At 65.4% G+C, this 20,328-nt stretch carries 19 protein-coding genes; 7 read left to right on the forward strand and 12 right to left on the reverse strand.

Annotated features, from left to right (window positions below; all coding sequences use genetic code 11):
* Window positions 1-280: 280 nt before the first annotated feature.
* Window positions 281-802, reverse strand: coding sequence for a GNAT family N-acetyltransferase (locus tag AC56K1_RS13015; RefSeq protein WP_497158261.1), 522 nt, complete (start codon window positions 800-802; stop codon window positions 281-283).
* A gap of 533 nt (window positions 803-1,335) precedes the next feature.
* Here AC56K1_RS13015 and AC56K1_RS13020 point away from each other — a divergent pair.
* Window positions 1,336-2,898: a DUF4331 domain-containing protein gene (locus tag AC56K1_RS13020; RefSeq protein ID WP_497158262.1), complete on the forward strand. Its 1,563-nt coding sequence runs from the start codon at window positions 1,336-1,338 to the stop codon at window positions 2,896-2,898.
* Window positions 2,899-2,922: 24 nt separating this feature from the next.
* Complete coding sequence (locus AC56K1_RS13025; protein ID WP_497158263.1) at window positions 2,923-3,489, forward strand: PEP-CTERM sorting domain-containing protein; 567 nt, start codon at window positions 2,923-2,925, stop codon at window positions 3,487-3,489.
* Window positions 3,490-3,691: 202 nt separating this feature from the next.
* Here the strand turns inward: AC56K1_RS13025 and AC56K1_RS13030 are convergent, their stop codons facing one another.
* The 11 genes from AC56K1_RS13030 to AC56K1_RS13080 all read right to left on the reverse strand — a co-directional run bounded on the left by AC56K1_RS13030 (window position 3,692) and on the right by AC56K1_RS13080 (window position 13,987).
* The gene (locus tag AC56K1_RS13030) at window positions 3,692-3,832 is read right to left on the reverse strand and encodes a hypothetical protein (protein ID WP_497158264.1); all 141 of its coding nucleotides are present in this window, start codon (window positions 3,830-3,832) and stop codon (window positions 3,692-3,694) included.
* 146 nt (window positions 3,833-3,978) lie between these two features.
* The gene (locus AC56K1_RS13035) at window positions 3,979-4,908 is read right to left on the reverse strand and encodes an ACP S-malonyltransferase (protein WP_497158265.1); all 930 of its coding nucleotides are present in this window, start codon (window positions 4,906-4,908) and stop codon (window positions 3,979-3,981) included.
* Complete coding sequence (gene mdcB / locus AC56K1_RS13040; protein WP_497158266.1) at window positions 4,905-5,891, reverse strand: triphosphoribosyl-dephospho-CoA synthase MdcB; 987 nt, start codon at window positions 5,889-5,891, stop codon at window positions 4,905-4,907. The genes AC56K1_RS13035 and mdcB overlap by 4 nt, the downstream gene beginning before the upstream one ends.
* Complete coding sequence (gene mdcG / locus AC56K1_RS13045; RefSeq protein WP_497158267.1) at window positions 5,879-6,559, reverse strand: malonate decarboxylase holo-[acyl-carrier-protein] synthase; 681 nt, start codon at window positions 6,557-6,559, stop codon at window positions 5,879-5,881. Before mdcG ends, mdcB begins: the two co-directional genes overlap by 13 nt.
* On the reverse strand, window positions 6,543-7,259 hold the full coding sequence (locus tag AC56K1_RS13050; RefSeq protein WP_497158426.1) for a biotin-independent malonate decarboxylase subunit gamma: 717 nt from the start codon (window positions 7,257-7,259) through the stop codon (window positions 6,543-6,545). Before AC56K1_RS13050 ends, mdcG begins: the two co-directional genes overlap by 17 nt.
* A complete protein-coding gene (locus AC56K1_RS13055) occupies window positions 7,259-8,188 on the reverse strand; it encodes a biotin-independent malonate decarboxylase subunit beta (RefSeq protein WP_497158268.1) in 930 nt (309 codons plus the stop codon). Before AC56K1_RS13055 ends, AC56K1_RS13050 begins: the two co-directional genes overlap by 1 nt.
* Complete coding sequence (mdcC, locus tag AC56K1_RS13060; protein WP_497158269.1) at window positions 8,185-8,499, reverse strand: malonate decarboxylase acyl carrier protein; 315 nt, start codon at window positions 8,497-8,499, stop codon at window positions 8,185-8,187. The genes AC56K1_RS13055 and mdcC overlap by 4 nt, the downstream gene beginning before the upstream one ends.
* 22 nt (window positions 8,500-8,521) lie before the next feature.
* Entirely contained in the window at window positions 8,522-10,189 is a 1,668-nt protein-coding gene (gene mdcA, locus AC56K1_RS13065) for a malonate decarboxylase subunit alpha (protein WP_497158270.1), read from the reverse strand.
* A gap of 48 nt (window positions 10,190-10,237) precedes the next feature.
* On the reverse strand, window positions 10,238-11,734 hold the full coding sequence (locus AC56K1_RS13070; protein WP_497158271.1) for an SLC13 family permease: 1,497 nt from the start codon (window positions 11,732-11,734) through the stop codon (window positions 10,238-10,240).
* Between the two features lie 381 nt (window positions 11,735-12,115).
* On the reverse strand, window positions 12,116-13,030 hold the full coding sequence (locus AC56K1_RS13075; protein WP_497158272.1) for a LysR family transcriptional regulator: 915 nt from the start codon (window positions 13,028-13,030) through the stop codon (window positions 12,116-12,118).
* A 42-nt stretch (window positions 13,031-13,072) separates the two neighbouring features.
* Entirely contained in the window at window positions 13,073-13,987 is a 915-nt protein-coding gene (locus tag AC56K1_RS13080) for a LysR family transcriptional regulator (protein ID WP_497158273.1), read from the reverse strand.
* Between the two features lie 295 nt (window positions 13,988-14,282).
* Between AC56K1_RS13080 and AC56K1_RS13085 the strand changes: the two genes are divergently transcribed.
* From AC56K1_RS13085 to AC56K1_RS13105, 5 genes are all read left to right on the forward strand, one after another.
* Window positions 14,283-16,574, forward strand: coding sequence for a TonB-dependent receptor (locus tag AC56K1_RS13085; RefSeq protein WP_497158274.1), 2,292 nt, complete (start codon window positions 14,283-14,285; stop codon window positions 16,572-16,574).
* Window positions 16,575-16,703: 129 nt separating this feature from the next.
* Window positions 16,704-17,576 carry an alpha/beta fold hydrolase gene (locus AC56K1_RS13090; protein WP_497158275.1) on the forward strand — a complete coding sequence of 291 codons (873 nt, stop codon included), beginning with the start codon at window positions 16,704-16,706 and terminating at the stop codon, window positions 17,574-17,576.
* 20 nt (window positions 17,577-17,596) lie between these two features.
* On the forward strand, window positions 17,597-18,799 hold the full coding sequence (locus AC56K1_RS13095; protein ID WP_497158276.1) for a substrate-binding domain-containing protein: 1,203 nt from the start codon (window positions 17,597-17,599) through the stop codon (window positions 18,797-18,799).
* Window position 18,800: 1 nt separating this feature from the next.
* Complete coding sequence (locus AC56K1_RS13100; protein WP_497158277.1) at window positions 18,801-19,583, forward strand: ABC transporter ATP-binding protein; 783 nt, start codon at window positions 18,801-18,803, stop codon at window positions 19,581-19,583.
* Window positions 19,576-20,319 carry an ABC transporter ATP-binding protein gene (locus tag AC56K1_RS13105; protein WP_497158278.1) on the forward strand — a complete coding sequence of 248 codons (744 nt, stop codon included), beginning with the start codon at window positions 19,576-19,578 and terminating at the stop codon, window positions 20,317-20,319. Before AC56K1_RS13100 ends, AC56K1_RS13105 begins: the two co-directional genes overlap by 8 nt.
* Window positions 20,320-20,328 lie beyond the last annotated feature (9 nt).

The following is a 20,328-nucleotide window of genomic DNA, read 5'->3' on the forward strand; positions in this document are numbered from 1 at the left end:
TCCGGTCATGGGTGGAGCCGCTACTCGCGTAATACGGACTTGTTCGGGCGAGTAGAGTCAACCCATGTCGAGCGCGATTACGTGCTGCCGCCCTCCGTGTTCAGCGACCTCAAACTGGTCAGCATCACCAAGGACGTCGATGAATCCGTCAGCGTGGCGGAGTCGCCGCGGGGCGCCATCACCTACCTGGCGTTTGCGGTGCTGGCATTCGCCGGCGCCTGCTGGTTCTGGGTCATCCGGCCTGGCGTCACAGGCGCGCAGCGCGCTGGTGAGGTGAGCGTCAGGCCGCCAGCCGATCGAGCGCTGCCTTCAGCCGGTTGGCCGGCAGCATGTAACGGCTGTAGGGAACGCCGCGTATGGGATCGAGCTCGCGGTCGAGGGTGAATCCGAGCGCGCCGTAGAGGTGGAGGGCCGATGCCATGATGGGACTGGTATGCAGGCCGACGGCGGGCGCCGCGTCACGGATGGCGCAGCGCAGGCAGGCCGCCACCAGGGCGCCGCCGATACCCCGGCCGCGCTGCGCGGGATCGACCACGAGCATGCGGACCAGCGACCAGTCGTCCGGGAAGATCGCACTCCTGGGCCGGCCCGGGCCGACATGCACCACCGCCCCCGCTACCTGTCCATCCAGTTCGGCTACTAGAAGCTCGGCCTGGGCGGCCAGGTCCGCCATCCGGCTGATGCCTTCGCGGAAGGCGGGCCAGTCGTCATAATTGCTCTCGTATTCGGAGAAGGCGGCAAGCGCGACGCGATTCACGCCGGCGCGATCGGACGCTTGGTAGGGGCGAATGACGTGGCTCATCGCTGGAGTATACGGTGTTTTGCCGCGAACGAACGAAGGGCCGGGTTCGCGTGACGCCGACCCGTCCCTCTCTGATCCGACACCGATGCTGCGCCGGCGACATGCCGCGAATGCGGCTTGGTTCCAGCGGCCTGCGTTCAAGCGCAACTCGACGTGGAATGGTGCGACGACTACATGGATGAGCCGGGCGAGCGCAATCCGATTCAAGCGGTTCAAATTGCTGTGAATTCTTGAATCCAAACGGCAGCATTGAGCGTATCACTATGAAGACGCACGCCACCTCATTCGTAGGACCGAGCAATAATTTTTATATGCAATAAACCTAGCGGAAACCAAAAAATATTACAGGATTGTTCAAAAACTTTTTAATTTTATATGTCAGCTAATCGTGCACAAGGTGAACAACCGTAGAATCACTTTACGTTGATTTTGCCAAAACCGGCAATTCCGACAATTCGTATCACTGTTCTCAGTTGCAAGTTGTATCGGCTTAATTGGTTTCTGATTTTAAATATAATTCAGAGGAGAATTAAATGATCACGCACTTGAAACACCGATCGAACGTATGGAATGCCGTCATTGCTGCGAGCTGTCCGTTTCTGGCTGCGCTTGCCGCCTTACCCGCGCAAGCATCCAGCCATCGGGAAGCGCCATTCGTCACTACCCAGCCCAAGATTGACGGAACCGATGTGTATGCTTTTAACAGTTATGAAAACGGACGCTCCGGCTATGTCACGCTGATCGCCAATTACCAGCCGCTGCAGGATCCCTACGGCGCGCCAGAATTTTTCAAAATGGATCCCAACGCGATTTATGAGATTCATGTCGATAACAATGGCGACGCGCGGGAAGACCTGACTTTCCAATTCAAATTCCAGAACGTCCTTCGCTCCATCGCATTGCCGATTGGAAACCAGAATGTGCCGATTGCTTTCCCCGCAGCAGGAGAGGTCACAGGCCCGAATTCGGCATCGCTGAACGTGAATGAGCGCTTTACTCTTGCGCTGATCCGTGGCGACCGCCGCAGCGGCCAGGCCGCGGCCGTCTCGCGCGTCGGCACCGGCGCCACGACCTTCGACAAGCCGGTCGACAATATCGGTACCAAGACGATCCCGAATTACGCGGCCTACGCGGCCCAGCACATCTATCCGGTCACGATACCGGGCTGTTCCACTCCGGGCCGCATGTTCGTCGGGCAACGCAGGGAAGGTTTCGCGGTCAACGTCGGCACGATCTTCGACCTGCTGAACGTGCCATTATCGGTCATCACCGACCCGTCCAAGATCAACGCAGCCCCCAACCCGTTGGCGGACAAGAACATCACGTCACTGGCGCTCGAGATCCATAAGAGTTGCCTGTTGTCGACCCGGACCTCCGATCCGGTCATCGGCGTCTGGACGACGGCAAGCGTCCGCCAGAGCCAGCTCGTCAACGCAAATCCGCCGCCGGGCTACCAGACCACGATCAGCTACGGAGGAGCCTATGTCCAGGTATCCCGCCTTGGCATGCCGCTCGTGAACGAAGTGGTCATCGGCCTGCGCGACAAGGATCGCTTCAACAGTTCGCTGCCGCAGAACGACGCCCAGTTCGCGACCTATGTGACGAATCCGACACTCCCAAGGGTGGTCGAGATCGCATTGGGCCTGGCTCCGGGTAGCGCCGCGCCGACCAACTTGCCGCGACAGGACCTCGTAACGGCCTTTCTGACAGGCATTCCCAACGTCAACCGGCCGATGAGCGTGACGCCGTCGGAAATGATGCGCCTGAACACCTCGATTCCCGCCGTGCCATTCGCGCAACAGAACCGGCTCGGCATCGTTGGCAATGTGCTCGCCAAAGGTTCGGACAACGCCGGCTATCCGAATGGCCGCCGTCCCAAGGACGACGTTGTAGACATCTCGCTGGTCGTCGCGATGGGCGGTTTGTGCATGGCGAATGGGAACAATAATGCCTTTGGCTTCGGGACGGACTGCAACCCTGGCAAGGTCCCGCTCGGCGCCACCGCGTTCAAGCTGCATGATGCCGTCGACCAGGCGGTACAGCCCTTCCTGAGCGGCTTCCCGTACCTGAATACGCCGCTGCCGGGCGCCCAGTAATCCTCGACCGACTGGAGAAAAGAAATGCGCAAACTATTGTGTACGCTGGCCACCGTGCTGGCCGCCGCCATGGCCCCGGCCGCGACGGCTGCCGTCATCGACTTCGATGTACCTGGACTGATCGAGATCGACAACTCCACTAACCTGGCGACCTACAGCGAAGACGGCTTCTCGCTTGTCGGCAACGCGGCCGGCTTCCTTCCAATCGACGGCAGCGGAACCGGCGCGTCGGGCGGCCTGGTGCTCTTCGGCGGGAGTTCAGTCAGTCTTTCCAGCGCGGACGGAAGCCTGTTCAACTTCTTCGGTTTGGATGCCGGCCGGTTTGATCCGGGTACGTCCGCGATGCTCAGTCTCACGGGTATCGTCGGCGGCGACGAACAGTTCAACAGGACGTTTACCCTGGGCGAACTGGCAAGCCTGCCGCTGATGGCGTGGACCGGATTGAGCGAGTTGCGCCTGTCTGCCGGTGCGGACCTGGTAATCGATAACGTACAGGTCTCGCCCGTGCCAGAACCCGACACGGTCGCCATGCTCCTCCTGGGCTTGGGAGCACTGCTCGCTGTGCGGTCCAGGCGGGCGGTGCGGTCTTAGGCAAACGGCAGGATGCGTCGCTGCCGGCCTTTCCGGGAGCGGTGCATTCATGCCCGGGCTTGATCCAAGCCACTGGGATAGGCTCTTCGTGCATAGCCTCCGCAAAACGACAGAAGGGCCGGGTTCGCTTGCCGCGAGCCTGGCCCTTCCTTCAGCCGCTCAATGTCTCGGCAGGTACACTTCTGCAGGAATTCAGTGCAGCTTAGTTCCAGCCGCCTGCGTTCGAGCGGAACTCGACGTGGAATGGCCTTGCCAGTTCAGCCTGCTTGCGCAGGACGTTCAGCGCGCGGCAATTGGCGGCGGCCTGCAGCACGCGGGCCGCGGTGTTCAGGAAATTTTTCATAAGTGACTCCTTTTTTGCATTGCCAAAATCGGCAAGGCCTACGATGAGCATGCGATCGCGATTGCGACGCGATGTCACCGTTATATAGGCGAGTCAGCCTGATTTCCAATTCCCGTTCGCAATACCAGACATCAGCCTCGTGAATGTTATTCGAGTTGCTTCCCCAGCCAGGAAGATACCCCACCCAGCGAGCGGAATTCGGTAACGGAACGGCAAGCCATACCCGGGTGGCGCGCCTGCAACATGCGTGACAGGGCAGCGCCCGGCCCGAGTTCGAGCGCGACCGTCACGCCGGCCTCGACACAGGCGTCCATGCATTCCTTCCAGCGGATCGGTTCCGCAAGCTGGCGCGCGAGGTGATCGATTGCCCGGCCGGCGTCCTGTAGCGGCTCGGCCGAAATGCCGGACAGAATCGGGAAGGCCGGCACGGACCAGCGCTGGGCTTGCAGCAGCGCCGCGAAGGCTGCCACCGCGCCTTGCATCAAGGGCGTGTGGGAAGCGACTTCGACCGGCAGTACGGTTGCCCTGCCCCCTAGCGCGACGGCGGCCTCGAGGAGCGCCTCGCGCGCCCCGGCCGGGCCGCCCGCCACCAGCGTGTCTTCGCCGGTTACGATGGCGGCATGAAATCCGAAGCGCTGCATCAGCGCGTCGACGCTGCCGTCCGGCATGGCCGACAGCGCGACCATGCCCTGGGGCGGTCCGCTGGCCATGCAGGCATCCATCAGCTGCGCGCGCCCGCGCGCCAGCTTGACGGCGTCAACGGGATCGAGCGCGCCGGCCACACCCCAGGCCGCCAGCTCGCCGATGCTGTAGCCGGCAACCAGCGCCGGCTGGGGCAAGTCCTTGCCCAGCGCTGCCCACATGGCGAGGGTGGCGGCCACGATGGATGGCTGGGCGACATTGTTGGCGAAACGTTCCGGGCCGTCGAGGGCGGCGCGTAGCGGCGCCGCCAGCGCCGGATCGTCGAACCATCCGTCGAGCAGGCGGCTTGCCGCCGGATCGGTGCGCGCCATGTCGAACATGGCGGGATGCTGGGCGCCCTGGCCCGGGCACAGGATGGCGAGCCGGCCGCTCATGCGGGAGCAGGCCCTGGGCACACGGCGTGCAGCAGGCAGGCGGCGCCCAGCAGGTCGGCCGCACCGCCCGGCGACAGGCGTGCGGCGACAAAGGCGCGATGGCAGCTCAGGGCGCGCGCTTCCCAGTCCGGCGCGGCGGTGCCGCCGCGCGCAACGAAGGCGCGCGCCCGGCGCCGTACCACCGAGGCGCCTTCAAGCCCGCCGCGGTGGTAGACATTGGTGTCGCTGATGTGGGCCATCAGGGCGAACAGTGCATCGACACGCGCAAAGCGCATGCCGCGCCCGGCACCAAGGGTGCGCCTCAGCGCCGGCATGCCGACCTGGAACACCGATGGGAATCCGCGTGCGCCCTCCTCGCGCGCGCCGCTGGCGGCGTAGCGCTGCAGCGCATCGGCGCCATGCGATGGCGTGCCCAGGCCGGTGCCGGTGTCGCCGCTATGGGCGCCGAGCGCCTGCCCCCAGCTTGCCAGGAGCGTGGACTGAATCGCCGCCGGTTCCAGCGCAATGCCGCTCGCCCGGCAGCGGCCGATGGCTGCGCACAGCATCCCGAGGCAGAAGATCGCACCGCGGTGGGTATTGATGCCCCGGGTTGCGCGCAGCATGCGCTGCTCGGCCTCGATGCCCAGGCGTTTCAGCACGTGGAAAGGCGCGTCCCGCATGCCCGCTTGGGTGATGTACCGGTAGTAGTGGCGCAGGGCGAACATGCTCCACATGAAGGTGGCAGCGGTCATGTCGTCGTGGCTGCCGTTGTCGACCAGCGAGACCAGGCCAGGTTTCGGGTACAGCGCCAGTTCAGCATACAGGCTGCGCACTGCCAGGCGCGCGACCTGCCGGCAGAAGCTTCGTTCATGGACGATGGTGGTTACCGGCGGCAGGCCCGGCGCCGGGATCGACAAGAGCCCGGATACCAAGGGGCCGGGGGTCGGGGTCCCGAACGCGGGCGCGCACATTACCGGGCTCGATGCATTGCTCAATTCAGCCATGCCTGCTCCTCCAGCGTCGCCAGCAGCTCGTCCGGTGACACCAGCGCCACCCGCTCCAGCCCTTTCGCGAGCACCCGCGTGCCCGGTGCACTGGCGAATGCGGCGCGCAGCTCTTTCCAGGCCACGGCGCGCCCGTCGGGAAAGACGATTTCGCCGTCCAGCGGCAAGCTGGCCGCGTAGCGGGCCAGCAGGGTCAGCCCTCGCGCCAGTTGCGCGCGGTTCAGGGGACGCAGCAGCAGGTCGATATCCGATGTGGGCGTGACATAGGGCTGGCCGGTGAGCGCTTCCAGCGCCACCGAACCGTAGACGCCCAGGCCCAGGCTGGAATCGGCCGCCTCGCGCTCGAGCGCGGCCAGGCCTTCGCGCCATGCAGGCGGCACGGCATCGAGGGCGCCGACCAGGGCCAGGGCGCGGGTGCGGCGGCCAACGTCGGCCAGCGCCACCCGGCAGCCGACACGCAGCTTGCCGCCGCCATCAAGACGCGGCGGCATGGCGAAGCCGATCGCGATTTCGCCCGGCGCGAGCTGGTCCTCCGCACGCCGCACTACGGCCGGCCAGCCGGCATCGCGCCAGGCGTCGAGCGCGCCGACCGATGCGGCCGGGGCGCCGGCGAGCGCCTGTTCCCAGCCGCGGCTGGTCAGCCAGACCAGGTCATGCCGGGCGAACATCGCCGCCCGTCCTGACCGCATGGGCGACCGGCTGCGCCAGCATGCGCCCGCCGCGCGCGTGGCCCAGCGCCATGCGTTCGTCCTCGACGCCACACTCGCGCAGCGCGCGCGCCAGTTCAGCGGCGAGGTCCTGCTCCCAGATGCCGTGCAGGCCACCCATGCGCAGGTAGTTCTCGGGGCCGGGCGCGAACACCGGATTGTCTTTCGCAAGTTCGGTCAGGCGTTCTTCCGGCACCTTGGTGATGCGCGCCATCGCCGGCAGGCCCATCACGCGGATGGTCGCCTCCGGCAGCGCGAAGCAGGCGCTGGCGATCAGGCCGCTGGTGATGAAGCCGCCGGACAGGGCCTGGTCGTATACGAGGCCGACGATCGTATGCCCCTTGCGGCGCGCCAGGTCGACGCATTTGCCGAGATGGGCCATGTAGCTGTTGATGCCCAACATTTCGTCGCGGTGGCGCAGGCGCTGGCCCTGGGTGTCGACCAGGATCAGGATCGGGCGTCCCGGACTGGTTTGCACGGTCTCGAGGATGGCCTGGGCCTGGGCCAGGGCGATCTCGATGCCGATGGGGACGTGGCCGGTGGTGCCGATCACGTCGACCGGGTGGCCGTCGACCTGTGCGCTACCAAGCAGGAAGTTGTCGCGCTCATTGATGTCGAACCCGCCCGGGAACAACTGCCTTGCCAAAGTCTGCCAGTCCATCATTGTTCTCCCGTGCGCGCTGCCTGCGGTGGCAGCCGGTATTCGGCCCGGTGCTGGGCCGCCAATGCCAGGAAGGCGTCGGCGTCCAGCATCGGCACGCTGGCCGGATCGGGCACGCCGAGCCGCTTCCACACATCCATCGGCTCGACCAGGCCATCGGTATCGGACAGGCGCCGGGCCAGCATGGCTTGCTCAAGCAGCAGCTCGTCGAGCGTCAGCTGCGCGCCACCGGCGCGCACCTCGGCGATGGCCTGCAGCGCCGCGGCGCGGAAGGCCGCGGTATCGTCAGGCACCAGCACCTGGCAGTCGCCAAGCAGGTAGCGGTGCTTTCCGCCCGTGGTGCGCCAGACCAGCGCGCGGTCGCGGGAGTCGAATTCTTCGACGCCATTGGCCGTTTCGATGACCTCGGGACCGGACATGGCCAGCCGCCCCTCTTCCGACATGATGACGGTGTTGGCGCATCGCGCCGAAATGCCCATGCCGCCGAAGCAGCCGTTCGACCCGCCGATGACGGCAATGACCGGAATGCCGGCTTCGCGCGCATCGAGCATGGCGCGCATCACTTCGGATACCGCAATCAGGCCGGCATTGGCTTCGTGCAAACGCACCCCGCCCGACTCCAGCAGCAGCAGCACCGCATGCGCGTTTTCAGCAACGGCGCGGCGCAGCATGCCGACCAGCTTGGCGCCGTGGACTTCGCCGACCGCGCCGCCCATGAATCCGCCCTCCTGGGCCGCGCCAAACACCACCTGTCCGCCCAATAAACCTCGCCCGACCACCACGCCGTCATCGAACGATACCGGTGCGTCGAGCTGGGCCAGGTGCGGGCTGATCACGCGCGCAGCGGGCGGCAGGAATTCCTCGAAGCTGCCGGCATCAAACATGGCGGGAATGCGCTGGCGCGCCGTCAGTTCCAGGTAGCTGCTCATGGCGTTCCCCCGGTAAGCGATTCCACAGCCTGGTCGAGCCGCAGGCTGACCACGGCCGGCGTCGCGCCCATGTCGTTGATGCAGATACGCGCGTCGGCCAGGCTCCAGCGCTCGTGGAAATCGGCCATGACTGCCTGCCAGGTGGCGCCGAAGCCCACGGCGGCGGTGCGCACTTCGATCTCGCAGGCGCCGCTCAATTGCGCCGGCTCGATCAGCACTTCGAGGTTGCCCGAGCCGACCACGCCGACCAGCTGCGGCATGCCGGCGAGGGAGCGTGCGCCCTGCTCGAATCGGAATTGAAGCGTTTCCATGGTTTGTCCTTGGCTATCAGCCTTACCAGTTCCTGAAGCGCTTGGGCGGCTCGTAGAGGCCGCCCGATGCGCGCACCAGGCCTTTCATGTTCTTGGCCGCCAGCAGGTCGCGGGTTGCCAGGCGCTTGTCAATGCCGAGGTCTTCAGCGCGCTGGATGATGCCACGGTCGCGCAGATTCTCCACCATGCGCTTGTCGCGTCCCATGCCCACCGGGGTATAGCCGGCCACGCCGCGGATGGCCTGCTCGCGTTCCTCATCGCTGCGGCACAGCAGCAGGTTGGCGATGCCCTCTTCGGTGAGGATGTGGGTAACGTCGTCGCCATAGATCATCACCGGCGGGATCGCCATGCCGGTCTGCTCGGCCAGTTGCCAGGCGTCGAGCCGCTCCACAAAAGCCGGGGCCATGTGCTCGCGGAAGGTCTCGACCATCTGCACCACCAGCTTCTGGCCGCGCGGGATCGTGTTGCGCCCGGCGCGCGCCTGCTGGCCCGCCTTGAGCCAGGCCGCGCTCGGGTGCCGCCGGCCGCGCGCATCCGCCCCCATGTTCGGTGCCCCGCCGAATCCCGAGATACGGCCCAGGGTCGCGGTCGAGGAATTGCCCTGCAAGTCGATCTGCAGGGTCGAGCCGATGAACATGTCGCAGGCGTAGTGCCCGGCCGCCTGCGAAAACGCGCGGTTGCTCCGCATCGAGCCGTCCGGGCCGACGAAGAAGACATCGGGGCGGGCGCGGATGTAATTTTCCATGCCCAGCTCGGAGCCGAAGGAATGCACCGATTCGACGAAGCCCGCTTCGATCGCCGGAATCAGGGCCGGGTGCGGGTTCAGGGCCCAGTGGCGGGCGATCTTGCCTTTCAGGCCGAGGTCCATCGCATAGGTGGGCAACAGGAGCTCGATCGCGGCGGTATCGAAGCCGATGCCGTGGTTCAGGCGCTCGACCTGGTATTCGGCATAGATGCCCTTGATCGCCATCATCGCCATCAGTACCTGGATCTCGGAGATCTGGGCCGGGTCGCGCGTGAACAGCGGCTCGATGTAATAGGGCGTGGGCGACCGCACCACGTACTCGACCCAGCCGGACGGGATGTCGACCCGGGGCAGCTTGTCGACGATCTGGTTCACCTGCGCGATCACGATGCCGCTCTTGAAAGCGGTGGCCTCGACGATGGCCGGGGTGTCCTCGGTATTCGGGCCGGTGTAGAGATTGCCCTCGCGGTCGGCCATCTCGGCTGCGACCAGCGCCACGCGCGGGGTCAGGTCGACGAAATAGCGGGCGAACAGTTCCAGGTAGGTGTGGATGGCGCCGATGTTGAGCTTGCCGGAACTGGCCAGCTTGGCCAGCCGCGCGGCCTGCGGCCCGGAGAAGGAGAAGTCCAGGCGCGAGCCGATGCCCTTCTCGAACACGTCGAGGTGCTCGGGCAGCGACAGCACCGACAGCAGCATGTGCAGGTTGTTGATGCGGCCCGGGTCGAGCCGCGTCAGCGCCTTGCCGAGGAAGTCGGCCTGCTTCTGGTTGTTCCCTTCCAGGCAGACGCGGTCGCCCGGCTCGAGCACCTGGTGCAGCAGCTCGACGATGTGCGAGGACGCAACGATCTTGCCGTCCAACGCATCTCCCAGCGCCGCCCGGGCCCTTCCCAGGCGGTCACTGCGGTTGCTTTGCTGGCTGGTCCAGCGGCCTTCAGCATGGTTCATTGGGTTTCCCGAAAAGTGATGGCGCCGGACTGCCGGTCTGCCCAACCGTTAGAACACCACGAACAGCATCCAGACCACGACCGGCGCGACCAGGGTCACGATACCGCCATAAATCATCAGCTGGCGCAGGAATACGTCGCGGTCCACATGCTGGGCACTGGCCAGCACCAGCGCGCCGTTGGTCGAGAACGGGCTGACATCGACGATGGTGGAGGCCACCGCCATGGCGGCGATGAAGCCGATCGGGTCGACCCCGGTGCCCGAAGCCAGGAAAGGCACGGCCAGCGGGATGAGCGACCCGAGCACGGCGGTCGACGAAGCGAAGGCCGACACGACGGCACCCACGAACAGCAGCAGCAGCGCGACGGTCAGCGGCGACGTCAGGCTGGCGACGCTGTCGCCGACCCAGGTGATGGTGCCCATCTTCTGCATCACGCCGACATAGGTGCTGACGCCGACGATCAGCATGATCTCGGGCCAGGAGACCTGGCCGATGGCGCGTTTCTGCACCTGCGGCGACAGGATCGAGATCAACAGGCCGATCGAGATGGCCACAAAACCGATGTCGAGCTTGAACAGGAGAGTGAGGACTGCCAGCGCGACCAGGCCCACCACGGTGACGACCTGGTGCAGGGTCGGACCTTCGGCGCCATCGGCACCTGCCGCCTTGGCGCCGCTGCCGGCAGCACGGCCGGCACCCATGGCGCCCATGGTGGCCGCCGCTGCGCCGCCTGCTGCACTTCCCATGGCGCCGCCTGCCCCGCCCATGGTGCTCCCCATCGCACCGACAGCCTGGCTGGAGCCCTGCTGGGTGAGTTTCTCTTCGCTGCCGGCTTCGGATTCGGCGTCGCCATAGATCTGCGGACCCTGGGCGGCTACCGCGACATTCGTGTTGAAGGGCCCGCCCGGCAAGCCGATGCCGGACTTGGGCACCTGCAGCTTCATCAGCTTCATGCCGCCGAACGCGAAGAACAGCAGCACCGAGACGGCCAGGTTCACGCCCAGGCTGGTAAAGGCCGTGGTCAGCGGGGAAATCGGCAGGCCGGCTTCCAGCACCACCTTGTTGGTGATGCCGCCGTAGATGCTGATCGGCGAGAAGCCGCCGCCCTGGGCGCCGTGGATCACCATCAGGCCCATCATCAAGGGATTGATGTTGTACTTGGCGGCGAAGCCGAGCGCGATCGGGGCGATGATCGCCACCGCCGCCGGGCTGACCGCGCCCACCGACGTAAGCAGCGCGGTGATGGCGAACATCACCCAGGGAATCGCGGCGATGCGCCCGCCTACCCCCCGCACCGCAAGCCGCACGAGCCAGTCGATGGTGCCGTTGTTCTGGGCCTGGGCAAACAGGAAGGTGATGCCGACCAGGGTCAGGAACAGCTCGGCCGGGAAGCCGGCCATGATGGCCTTGGTTTGCATGCCGGCGACCACCGTGCCGACCAGGAAAGCCCCGACAAAGGCGATAACGCCCATATTGATGGGCAGGGCGGTGGCCAGCACGAACATCAGGGCCAGCACGCAGATTGCAATCATGTGAGAGGACACGGCAGTGCTCCTTCAACGCGCGGATCCGGCTCCAACCGTCACCGCTGGTGATACGTCTCCAAATCATCCCCGGTTCCGCCCGCCACCCGAAGAGGCTGGCGAAGGTCGGGCATGCACTTTTGTTATGCTATTTTGTGACGTAAAGGTAGCGCTGAATGCTGCCGGGATCAATTAGGCTTAAGGGCCAACGTTTACTTTCAGCGGAACTATCCGGGCTAAACGTAATACATGTAGGGTGCACTGGCCTGGATCTGCTGGCTTGGTGCCGGCTCGCCTGCGCAGACATTGACCGTTTGCCTCAAGGCCGGTTCGACGGTCTTACGGTTAACGCAACAAACGGATAGCGGATGATGCAGGCTTGAAACACGACGCCCCGCGGTTTTAGTCCGCGTCGTGCTTGAGCATCCGGCACACCGCCGCCAGCGCCAGCAAATTGGGATCGCGCTCGCGCACCCGCAGGAAGCTCAGGCCAATGGTCTGGCGCATGCGGTAGTCGTGTTTTAACGGGATAAGCTGGACCTTGTCGCCGAAGGCATGGCGCACCCGCCCCGGCAGCAGGGTGTAGCCGATGCCCGCCCCGACCAGGTTCATCAGCGAGAAGATGTCGCCCACCCGGGTCACGATGGTGGGCGCGTAGCCGGCGATGCGGAAGGCTTCCTGGAATCCGCTGAAGGTGACGAAGCCGTCGCGCAGGCAGACAAATTTCTCGCCGGCGCAGTCGCGCAGGTCGACTTCATCCAGCCCGGCATAAGGCGAGCCCGCGGGCGCCGCAAAGAATACGTCGTCTTCAAACAGCGCGATCGATTCGACGTCGGGATCGGACTCGGGCAGCGCCATCAGGGCAGCATCGACCGCATTCTGCCTGAGCTTGTGCAGCAGCTCGTCGTTCGACCCGAGCACCAGCTCGGTCTCGAGTTCTGGTTTACGCAGCTTGATGCCGATGAAGACCTTGGGGATGACCCCGGTGGTAAGCGAATACAGCGAGCCGATTCTCAGGTGGTCGGCCGAATAGCCGGCCGCCGAGCGGGTGGCGGCGATCCCGTCCGCCATCAGCCGGATCACGTCTCGGCTGACCTCGGCCAGCACCTGCGCGGCGTCGTTCGGGATCAGGTTGCGGCCCTGCAGGCTGAACAGCTGGCAGCTCATCGCGTCTTCCAGCGAATGCAGGGCCCGGTGCACGCTCACCGCACTGATGTCGAGCAGGCGCGCGGCGGCGTTCAGGTTGCCGCCTTCCATGTAGGCCAGCAGGACCTCCAACTTGCGGAAGGTGATGTCGTCGCTGATCCGGCTGCGCATGAATGCCTCTGTAGTGGATGGGTAAGCAGTAGATGCGCCGGACTAGCCGCGCACGCCCGTGCCCTGCACGAACAGGTCCGGATGGCTCTCCGCGCACTCGCGCAGCAAGTCCCACACTACTTTCACGCGGCGCAGCCGGTACAGGTCGGTCGGCGCCGCCAGCCAGAACGAGCGCTCGGCCTGGAAGCCGGGCAGCACCCGCACCAGACGGCCGTTGTCGGGCACCGCATACGGCGGCGCCATCATCAGGCCCATGCCGAGCGAGGCGGCCTCGAGTTGCGCGGTCATGCCCGAGCAGCACATGCGGCGGCGCGGCGTGAAGCCCAGCTCGTTCAGGTAGGAGAGTTCGCGGCTGGCCAGCCGGTCCTGCACGTAGTCGACGAAGTCGTGGCCGGCGAGGTCAAGCTGGGTGCGGATCGGCGGGTGCTTCGCCAGGTAGATCGGCGAGGCATACAGGTAGAAGTGGAAAGAGGCCAGCCGGGTCACCATATAGCGGCCGGTGGTGGGCGCGTCCATCATGACGCCGAGGTCGGCCTCGCGGTTGGCCAGGTTGGCAAAGCTGGGCAGCGCCAGCAGGTCGATCGACAGGTCGGGATTCTGCTCGAGCAGCCTGGCCAGCAGCGGCGCCACCACCCGCACCCCGAATACTTCCGGCACTCCGAGACGCACCACGCCGTGGGCCGCGACTTCGGCTCCCCCGATCTGCTCGGCCGCGGCCAGGGCGGCGCCTTCCATCGCCTCGGCATGCGGCAGCAGCGCCTGCCCCACCTCGGTCAGCTCATATCCTTCGCGCGAGCGGTCGAACAAGGTCGTCTCGAGCTGGGACTCGAGCCGGTCGATGCGGCGCGCCACCGTGGTGTGCTCCACTTCCAGCCGGCGCGAGGCTCCGGACAAGGTGCCGGCGCGCGCCAGCTCCAGGAAGAAACGCAGGTCGGTCCACTCGGGCAGCGTATTCATTGAGTCACTTGTTCATTATCAAGATCTTATATTGTGCACCAGTGCACATTCCCCCTGCAATCATTTGTCGCATCGATCCTGCCACCGCGCATAAAACGTGCGTGGTCCGCCGCTGCCCCTGCCGCTCGCCCCAAGGATGCCCGGCGCATGCGTGCACAGCGGTGGTGCAGACCCCTGTGCAATTTTGCACACAGGGGTGGGCGATTGGTGACTATCTAACCAAACTCAACCGAGGCACACTGCTCGGCATGCGACAACCTGAACGCATGCCGCTATCAAAAATTAGGAGACATCGATGCGTCTGACCAAGAACAAAATGAAGCTGCTGAACCCTGCCATTCAATCCGCGATCGCGGTACTCGTCCTTTCGGGCGGTGCCAACGTCCACGCCCAGGAAACCGGCGGCGCGGCGCCGGTCGCCAATGCCAACGAAGGCGGCGTGAACCGGGTGGTCGTGACTGCCCGCCGCCGCGAAGAAACCCTGCAGGACGTGCCGGTCTCCGTCACCGCCTTCAGTGCCGACCAGCTCTCGAAAGTGGCGACGCCGGACATCACGGCCCTGGCAACATCCCTGCCGAACACCACCCTGAAGGCCTCGCGCGCGACCAATTCGACCCTGACCGCCTTCATCCGCGGCGTCGGCCAGGCCGACCCGCTGGCCGGCTTCGAAGCCGGCGTCGGCATCTATATCGACGACATCTACCTGGCGCGTCCTCAGGCCGCCGTGGCCGACATCTATGACGTCGAGCGCATCGAAGTGCTGCGCGGCCCGCAAGGCACGCTGTACGGCCGCAACACCATCGGCGGCGCCGTCAAGTACGTGACCCGCAAGCTGGCCCCGCAAACCGACGCCCGCCTGCGCGGCACCATCGGCCAATACGGCCAGAAGGAAATCGTCGCCACCGTCAGCACCCCGGTGTCCGACACCGCCCGCATCGGCGGCACCTTCGCGCGTTTCAAGCGCGACGGCTTCGGCAAGAACCTGACCACCGGCGGCGAGAGCTACGACAAGGACGTGACCGCAGCGCGCCTGTCGGCCGAATTCACCCCGACCCCGGACCTGTTCATCCGCATCGCGGGCGACGCCACCCAGGACGATTCGAGCCCGAAGAACGGCCACCGCCTGATCGTCGGCCGCACCAGCCGCGCGCCGATCCTGGGCAATGTCTTTGACACCCGCGCCAACCTGATGAAGGCGCTCGGCCAGGACCAGGAAGTCAAGGCGCACGGCGTCTCGGCCACCGTCGAATACACCATCAACAACGCGTGGTCGATCAAATCGATCACCGCCTCGCGCAAGGACAAGTCGTACGCCCCGATCGACTTCGATTCGCTGGGCGTGACCGACTTCCACGTGCCGGCCCTGTACACCAACAAGCAGTTCAGCCAGGAATTCAACCTGACCTATACGGGCGACCGGGTGCAGGGCGTGGCCGGCATCTACTACATCGATGCGAATGCCTTCAACAAGTTCGACACCATCCTGGCCGGCGCCGTCCCGACCTCGACCTTCACCAGCGGCGACGTCGACACCAAGGCCTGGGCCATCTATGCCGACGGCAGCTATCAGCTGGCCGACGGCCTGAGCCTGTCGCTGGGCGGACGCTATACTATCGACCAGCGCGACGCCGAAGTGCTGCGCCAGATCTACCTGGGCGCGAACGGCACGCCAGGGCTGGGCAACACCAGCGCGGTCCTGTTCCGCACCGATACCGACCTGCGTGGCGGCGTCCTGAGCCGCAAGGACAAGAAGTTCACCCCGCGCATCGCCCTGAACTACAAGATCAACCCGGACCACAACGTCTACGCCTCGTATTCGGAAGGCTTCAAGGGCGGCGGCTTCGACCCGCGCCTGAACGTGGTCGGCACCCGCATCCCGCTGGCCGTGGCGCGCGCCGGCTATTCGCCGGAAACCATCGAAACCTATGAGCTGGGCCTGAAGTCAGCCTTCAACGGCGGGCGCATCACGACCAACGCCGCGGTGTTCTACAGCGATTACCAGGACGTGCAGATCCCGGGTTCGGTGGCGATCGACACCAACGGCGACGGCCGCGACGACAGCTTCGCCGGCGTGACCACCAATGCCGGCAAGGCCAAGATCAAGGGCCTGGAGCTGGAAGCGGTGGCGAACATCACCTCGAACTTCATGGTCGCCGGCATGTACAGCTACATCGATGCCGAGTACAAGGAATACTTCGCGGCCGGCGTGAACGTGGCCGGCGCGCGCAAGTTCCAGAACACGCCGAAGAACTCGGCCAACCTGCGCGCCAACTACGACATCCCGATGCCGATCATGGGCCGGGACGGCAAGCTCTCGCTGATCGGCAGCGCCTCGCACAAGGGCGCCACCGCCCAGTTCGAGACCGCGTCGCTGATCGACCAGGAATCGTACAAGCTGTATGACGCCTCCATCGTCTGGACCCGCCTGGATGGCAAGGTCCGTGTCGGCCTGCACGGCAAGAACCTGGGCGACAAACACTACAAGACCGGCGGCTACCTGTTCCCGACCCTTGGCAACGAGGGCACCCTGACCGCGTTCTACGGCAACCCGCGCCAGGTATCGGCCACGCTCGACTACCGCTTCTAAGCTTTCCGTTTCATCAGGCAGCACCGCCTGGCTGGCGCCTTTTCCACGGAAAAGCGCGCCGGCCGGGGCGGTTGCGGCCTGTTTTTACCTGAACCACCGCATTCCGACCGACTTACAGGATAAGCCAGCGTGTCCACCTTCACACCAATCAGCTACACCAGCAGCGACGGGCTGGCGCTGTATGCGCGCGATTATCCGGCCACGGGCGGGCCTGCGCGGCTGCCGGCCATCTGCATCCACGGCCTGACCCGCAATTCGGCCGACTTCGACGAGCTGGCCCCCGAGCTGGCCCGCATGGGCCGCCGCACCATCGCGGTCGACGTGCGCGGCCGCGGCAATTCGGCGCGCGACCCCAATCCGGACAACTACAACCCGTTGGTCTATGCCGGCGATATCGTCAAGCTGATGAACGACCTCGGGATCGCCCGCGCCGTCTTCGTCGGCACCTCGATGGGCGGCCTGATCACCATGACCCTGGCGGCGCGCCACCTCGACCTGATCGCGGCCGCCATCATCAACGACATCGGTCCCGTCATGTCGCTGCGCGGCCTGGAGCGCATCGCCGGCTATGCGGGCCGCTGCGGCACGCTCGCTTCGTGGGACGATGCCGCGGCCTACCTGCGCGACATCAATGCCTGCGCCTTCCCCGCCAACAGCGACGAGGAATGGGGCAAATGGGCGCGCCGCGCGTTTGAACAGAAGGATGACGGACAGCTGGCCCTGCGTTACGATCCGAATATCGCCACGGCGATCCAGACGGGCAAGCTGCGCCCGACCTCGCTGGCGGCGCGCATGGCGTTCCGCCGCCTGGCACGGCGCCGCCCTACCCTCCTGGTGCGCGGCGCGCTGTCCGACCTGGTCGAACCCGAACAGGCCAGCTGGATGCGCAAGGCGGCCCCCGAATTGCAGTATGCCGAAGTACCCGACGTCGGCCACGCGCCCATGCTCACCGAGCCTGCAGCGCTGGACGCCATCCGCCAATTCCTGGCCAAGGTACCCTGAGAAACACAGAAGGAGACTCCATGAAACACCTGATCAAACCCCTTTCCGCCGCCATGCTGGCTGCCTTCGCGGCCACCGCCGCCCCCGGCGCGCTCGCCCAGGGCAAGGACTTGAAGATCGCCCTCATCGCCGGAAAGACCGGCCCCCTCGAAGCCTATGCCAAGGAAACCGAGACGGGTTTCATGATGGGCCTGGAATACCTCACGGGTGGCACCATGACCATCAATGGGCGCAAGATCAAGGTCCTCGTCAAGGACGACCAGAGCAAACCTGACCTCGGCCGCACTTTGCTGGCCGAAGCCTATGGCGACGACAAGGTCGACATCGCGGTCGGAACCTCCTCGTCCGGCTCGGCGATCGCCATGCTGCCGGTGGCAAAGGAATACAAGAAGGTACTGATCGTGGAGCCGGCCGTGGCCGACGCGATCACCGGCGACAAATGGAACAAATACGTCTTCCGCACCGCGCGCAGCTCGATGCAGGATGCGCTGGCCGCGGCCAGCACCCTGAAAAGTGGCAGCGTGGGCTTCCTGGCGCAAGACTATGCGTTCGGGCGCGATGCCATCAAGGCCGGCAAGGAGGCCCTGGCCACCACCGGCAGCAAGGCCAGGGTGATCCACGAGGAATACGCGCCGGCCACCACCACCGATTTCACCGCCTCGGCGCAGCGCCTGTTCGACGCCCTGAAAGACAAGCCGCAGCCGCGCATCCTGCAAATCGTCTGGGCCGGTCCGAATCCGCTGAACAAGATCGCCGACATGAAGCCGGAACGCTACGGCATCACGCTCGCCCCCGGCGGCAACATCCTGCCGGTGATGAAGACCTGGAAGCAGTATGCGGGCACCCAGGGCACCATCTATTACTACTACGCCTTCCCGAAGAACAAGATGAACGACTGGCTGGTGGCCGAACATACCAAGCGCTACAAAATGCCGCCCGATATGTTCACGGCGGGCGGCATGGCGGCGGCCGGCGCCGTCCACGCCGCCCTGCTCAAGGCCCCGAACGCGAAGAACGGCGACGACATGGTCGCGGCGATGGAAGGCTTGAGCTTCGACACCCCGAAGGGCAAGATGAGCTTCCGCAAGGAAGACCACCAGGCGATCCAGCCGATGTACCACTTCCGCATCAAGAAGGACCAGAAGAACGAGTGGGACCTGCTGGAACTGGTGCGCGAGATCCCGGCCTCCGAATTGCCGCTGCCGGTACGGAACAAGCGCTGACATGACTGGTACCAGCACGCAGCAGGCCTCCTTGTCGACCCGCGACCTGACCATCCGTTTCGGCGGCCACGTCGCGGTAAACGCGGTCACGGCCGACTTCTATCCCGGCACGCTCACGGTCATCGTCGGCCCGAACGGCGCCGGCAAGACCACCTATTTCAACCTGGTGTCGGGCCAGCTGCCCGCCACCTCCGGCCAGGTACTGGTGAATGGCCAGGACATCACGCGCGCGGGCGCGGCCAGGCGCACCCGGCTGGGCGTGGGCCGCGCCTTCCAGCTCACCAACCTGTTCCCGAACCTGACGGTGATCGAGAACGTGCGCCTGGCGGTGCAAAGCCGCGCCGGCATGGGCCTGAACTTCTTTTCGATCTGGTCCAGCCATAAGGAGCTGATCGCGCGCGCCGAGCATTACCTCGAGCGCGTGGCCTTGATCGGCCGCCGCGATGCCTTCGTCGGCACGCTCTCGCACGGCGACCAGCGCAAGCTGGAAGTGGCGATCCTGCTGGCGCTCGAACCCTCCATCATGATGTTCGACGAGCCGACCGCCGGCATGAGCGTGGACGAGGTGCCGGTGGTGCTCGACCTGATCCAGTCGGTCAAGGCGGAGCGCAACAAGACCGTGCTGCTGGTCGAGCACAAGATGGACGTGGTGCGCGCGCTCGCCGACCGCATCATCGTGCTGCACAACGGCAGCCTTGTCGCGGACGGCAATCCGCTTGAGGTCATGCAATCGAAGATCGTACAGGAAGCCTATCTTGGAACACCCGAAACCGAACATGCTTGAACCTGACAGCGCAGCGAACCCGCTGCTGACGATGGCGGGCGTGCACACCCACATCGGCCAATACCACATCCTGCAGGGCGTGGACCTCGCGGTCCCGCGCGGCGGCCTGTCGGTCCTGCTGGGCCGTAACGGCGCCGGCAAGACCACCACCCTGCGCACCATCATGGGCCTGTGGAAGGCCAGCGCCGGCTCGATCATCTTCGATGGCCGCGACATCACCAAGATGGCCACGCCCGACATCGCCCGCCTGGGTATCGCCTATGTCCCGGAAAGCATGGCGGTATTCTCCGACCTGACGGTGCGCGAAAATCTATACCTCGCCGCGCGCAGCGGGCCGCTGGACCAGGCCCGTGTCGACTGGATCTGCGGCTTCTTCCCGGCCCTCAAGAAATTCTGGAACTACCCGGCGGGTAACCTCTCTGGCGGCCAGAAGCAGATGGTGGCGATCGCCCGCGCGATCGTCGAGCCGAGAAAGCTCCTGCTGGTGGACGAGCCGACCAAGGGCCTGGCACCAAGCATCATCCAGAGCCTGATCGCCGCCTTCCGCGAGCTCAGGGAAACCGACACCACCATCCTTCTGGTCGAGCAGAATTTCAATTTCGTCCGCTCGCTGGGCGACACCGTCAGCGTGATGGACGACGGCCGCGTCGTGCATGCCGGTTCGATGGATGAACTGGCGAACAACGATGAGCTGCAACAGCGCCTGCTCGGCCTGTCGCTCGACTCCCACCAATAGGAACAAACC

Source organism: Telluria sp. ZB4P37 (assembly GCF_059685855.1).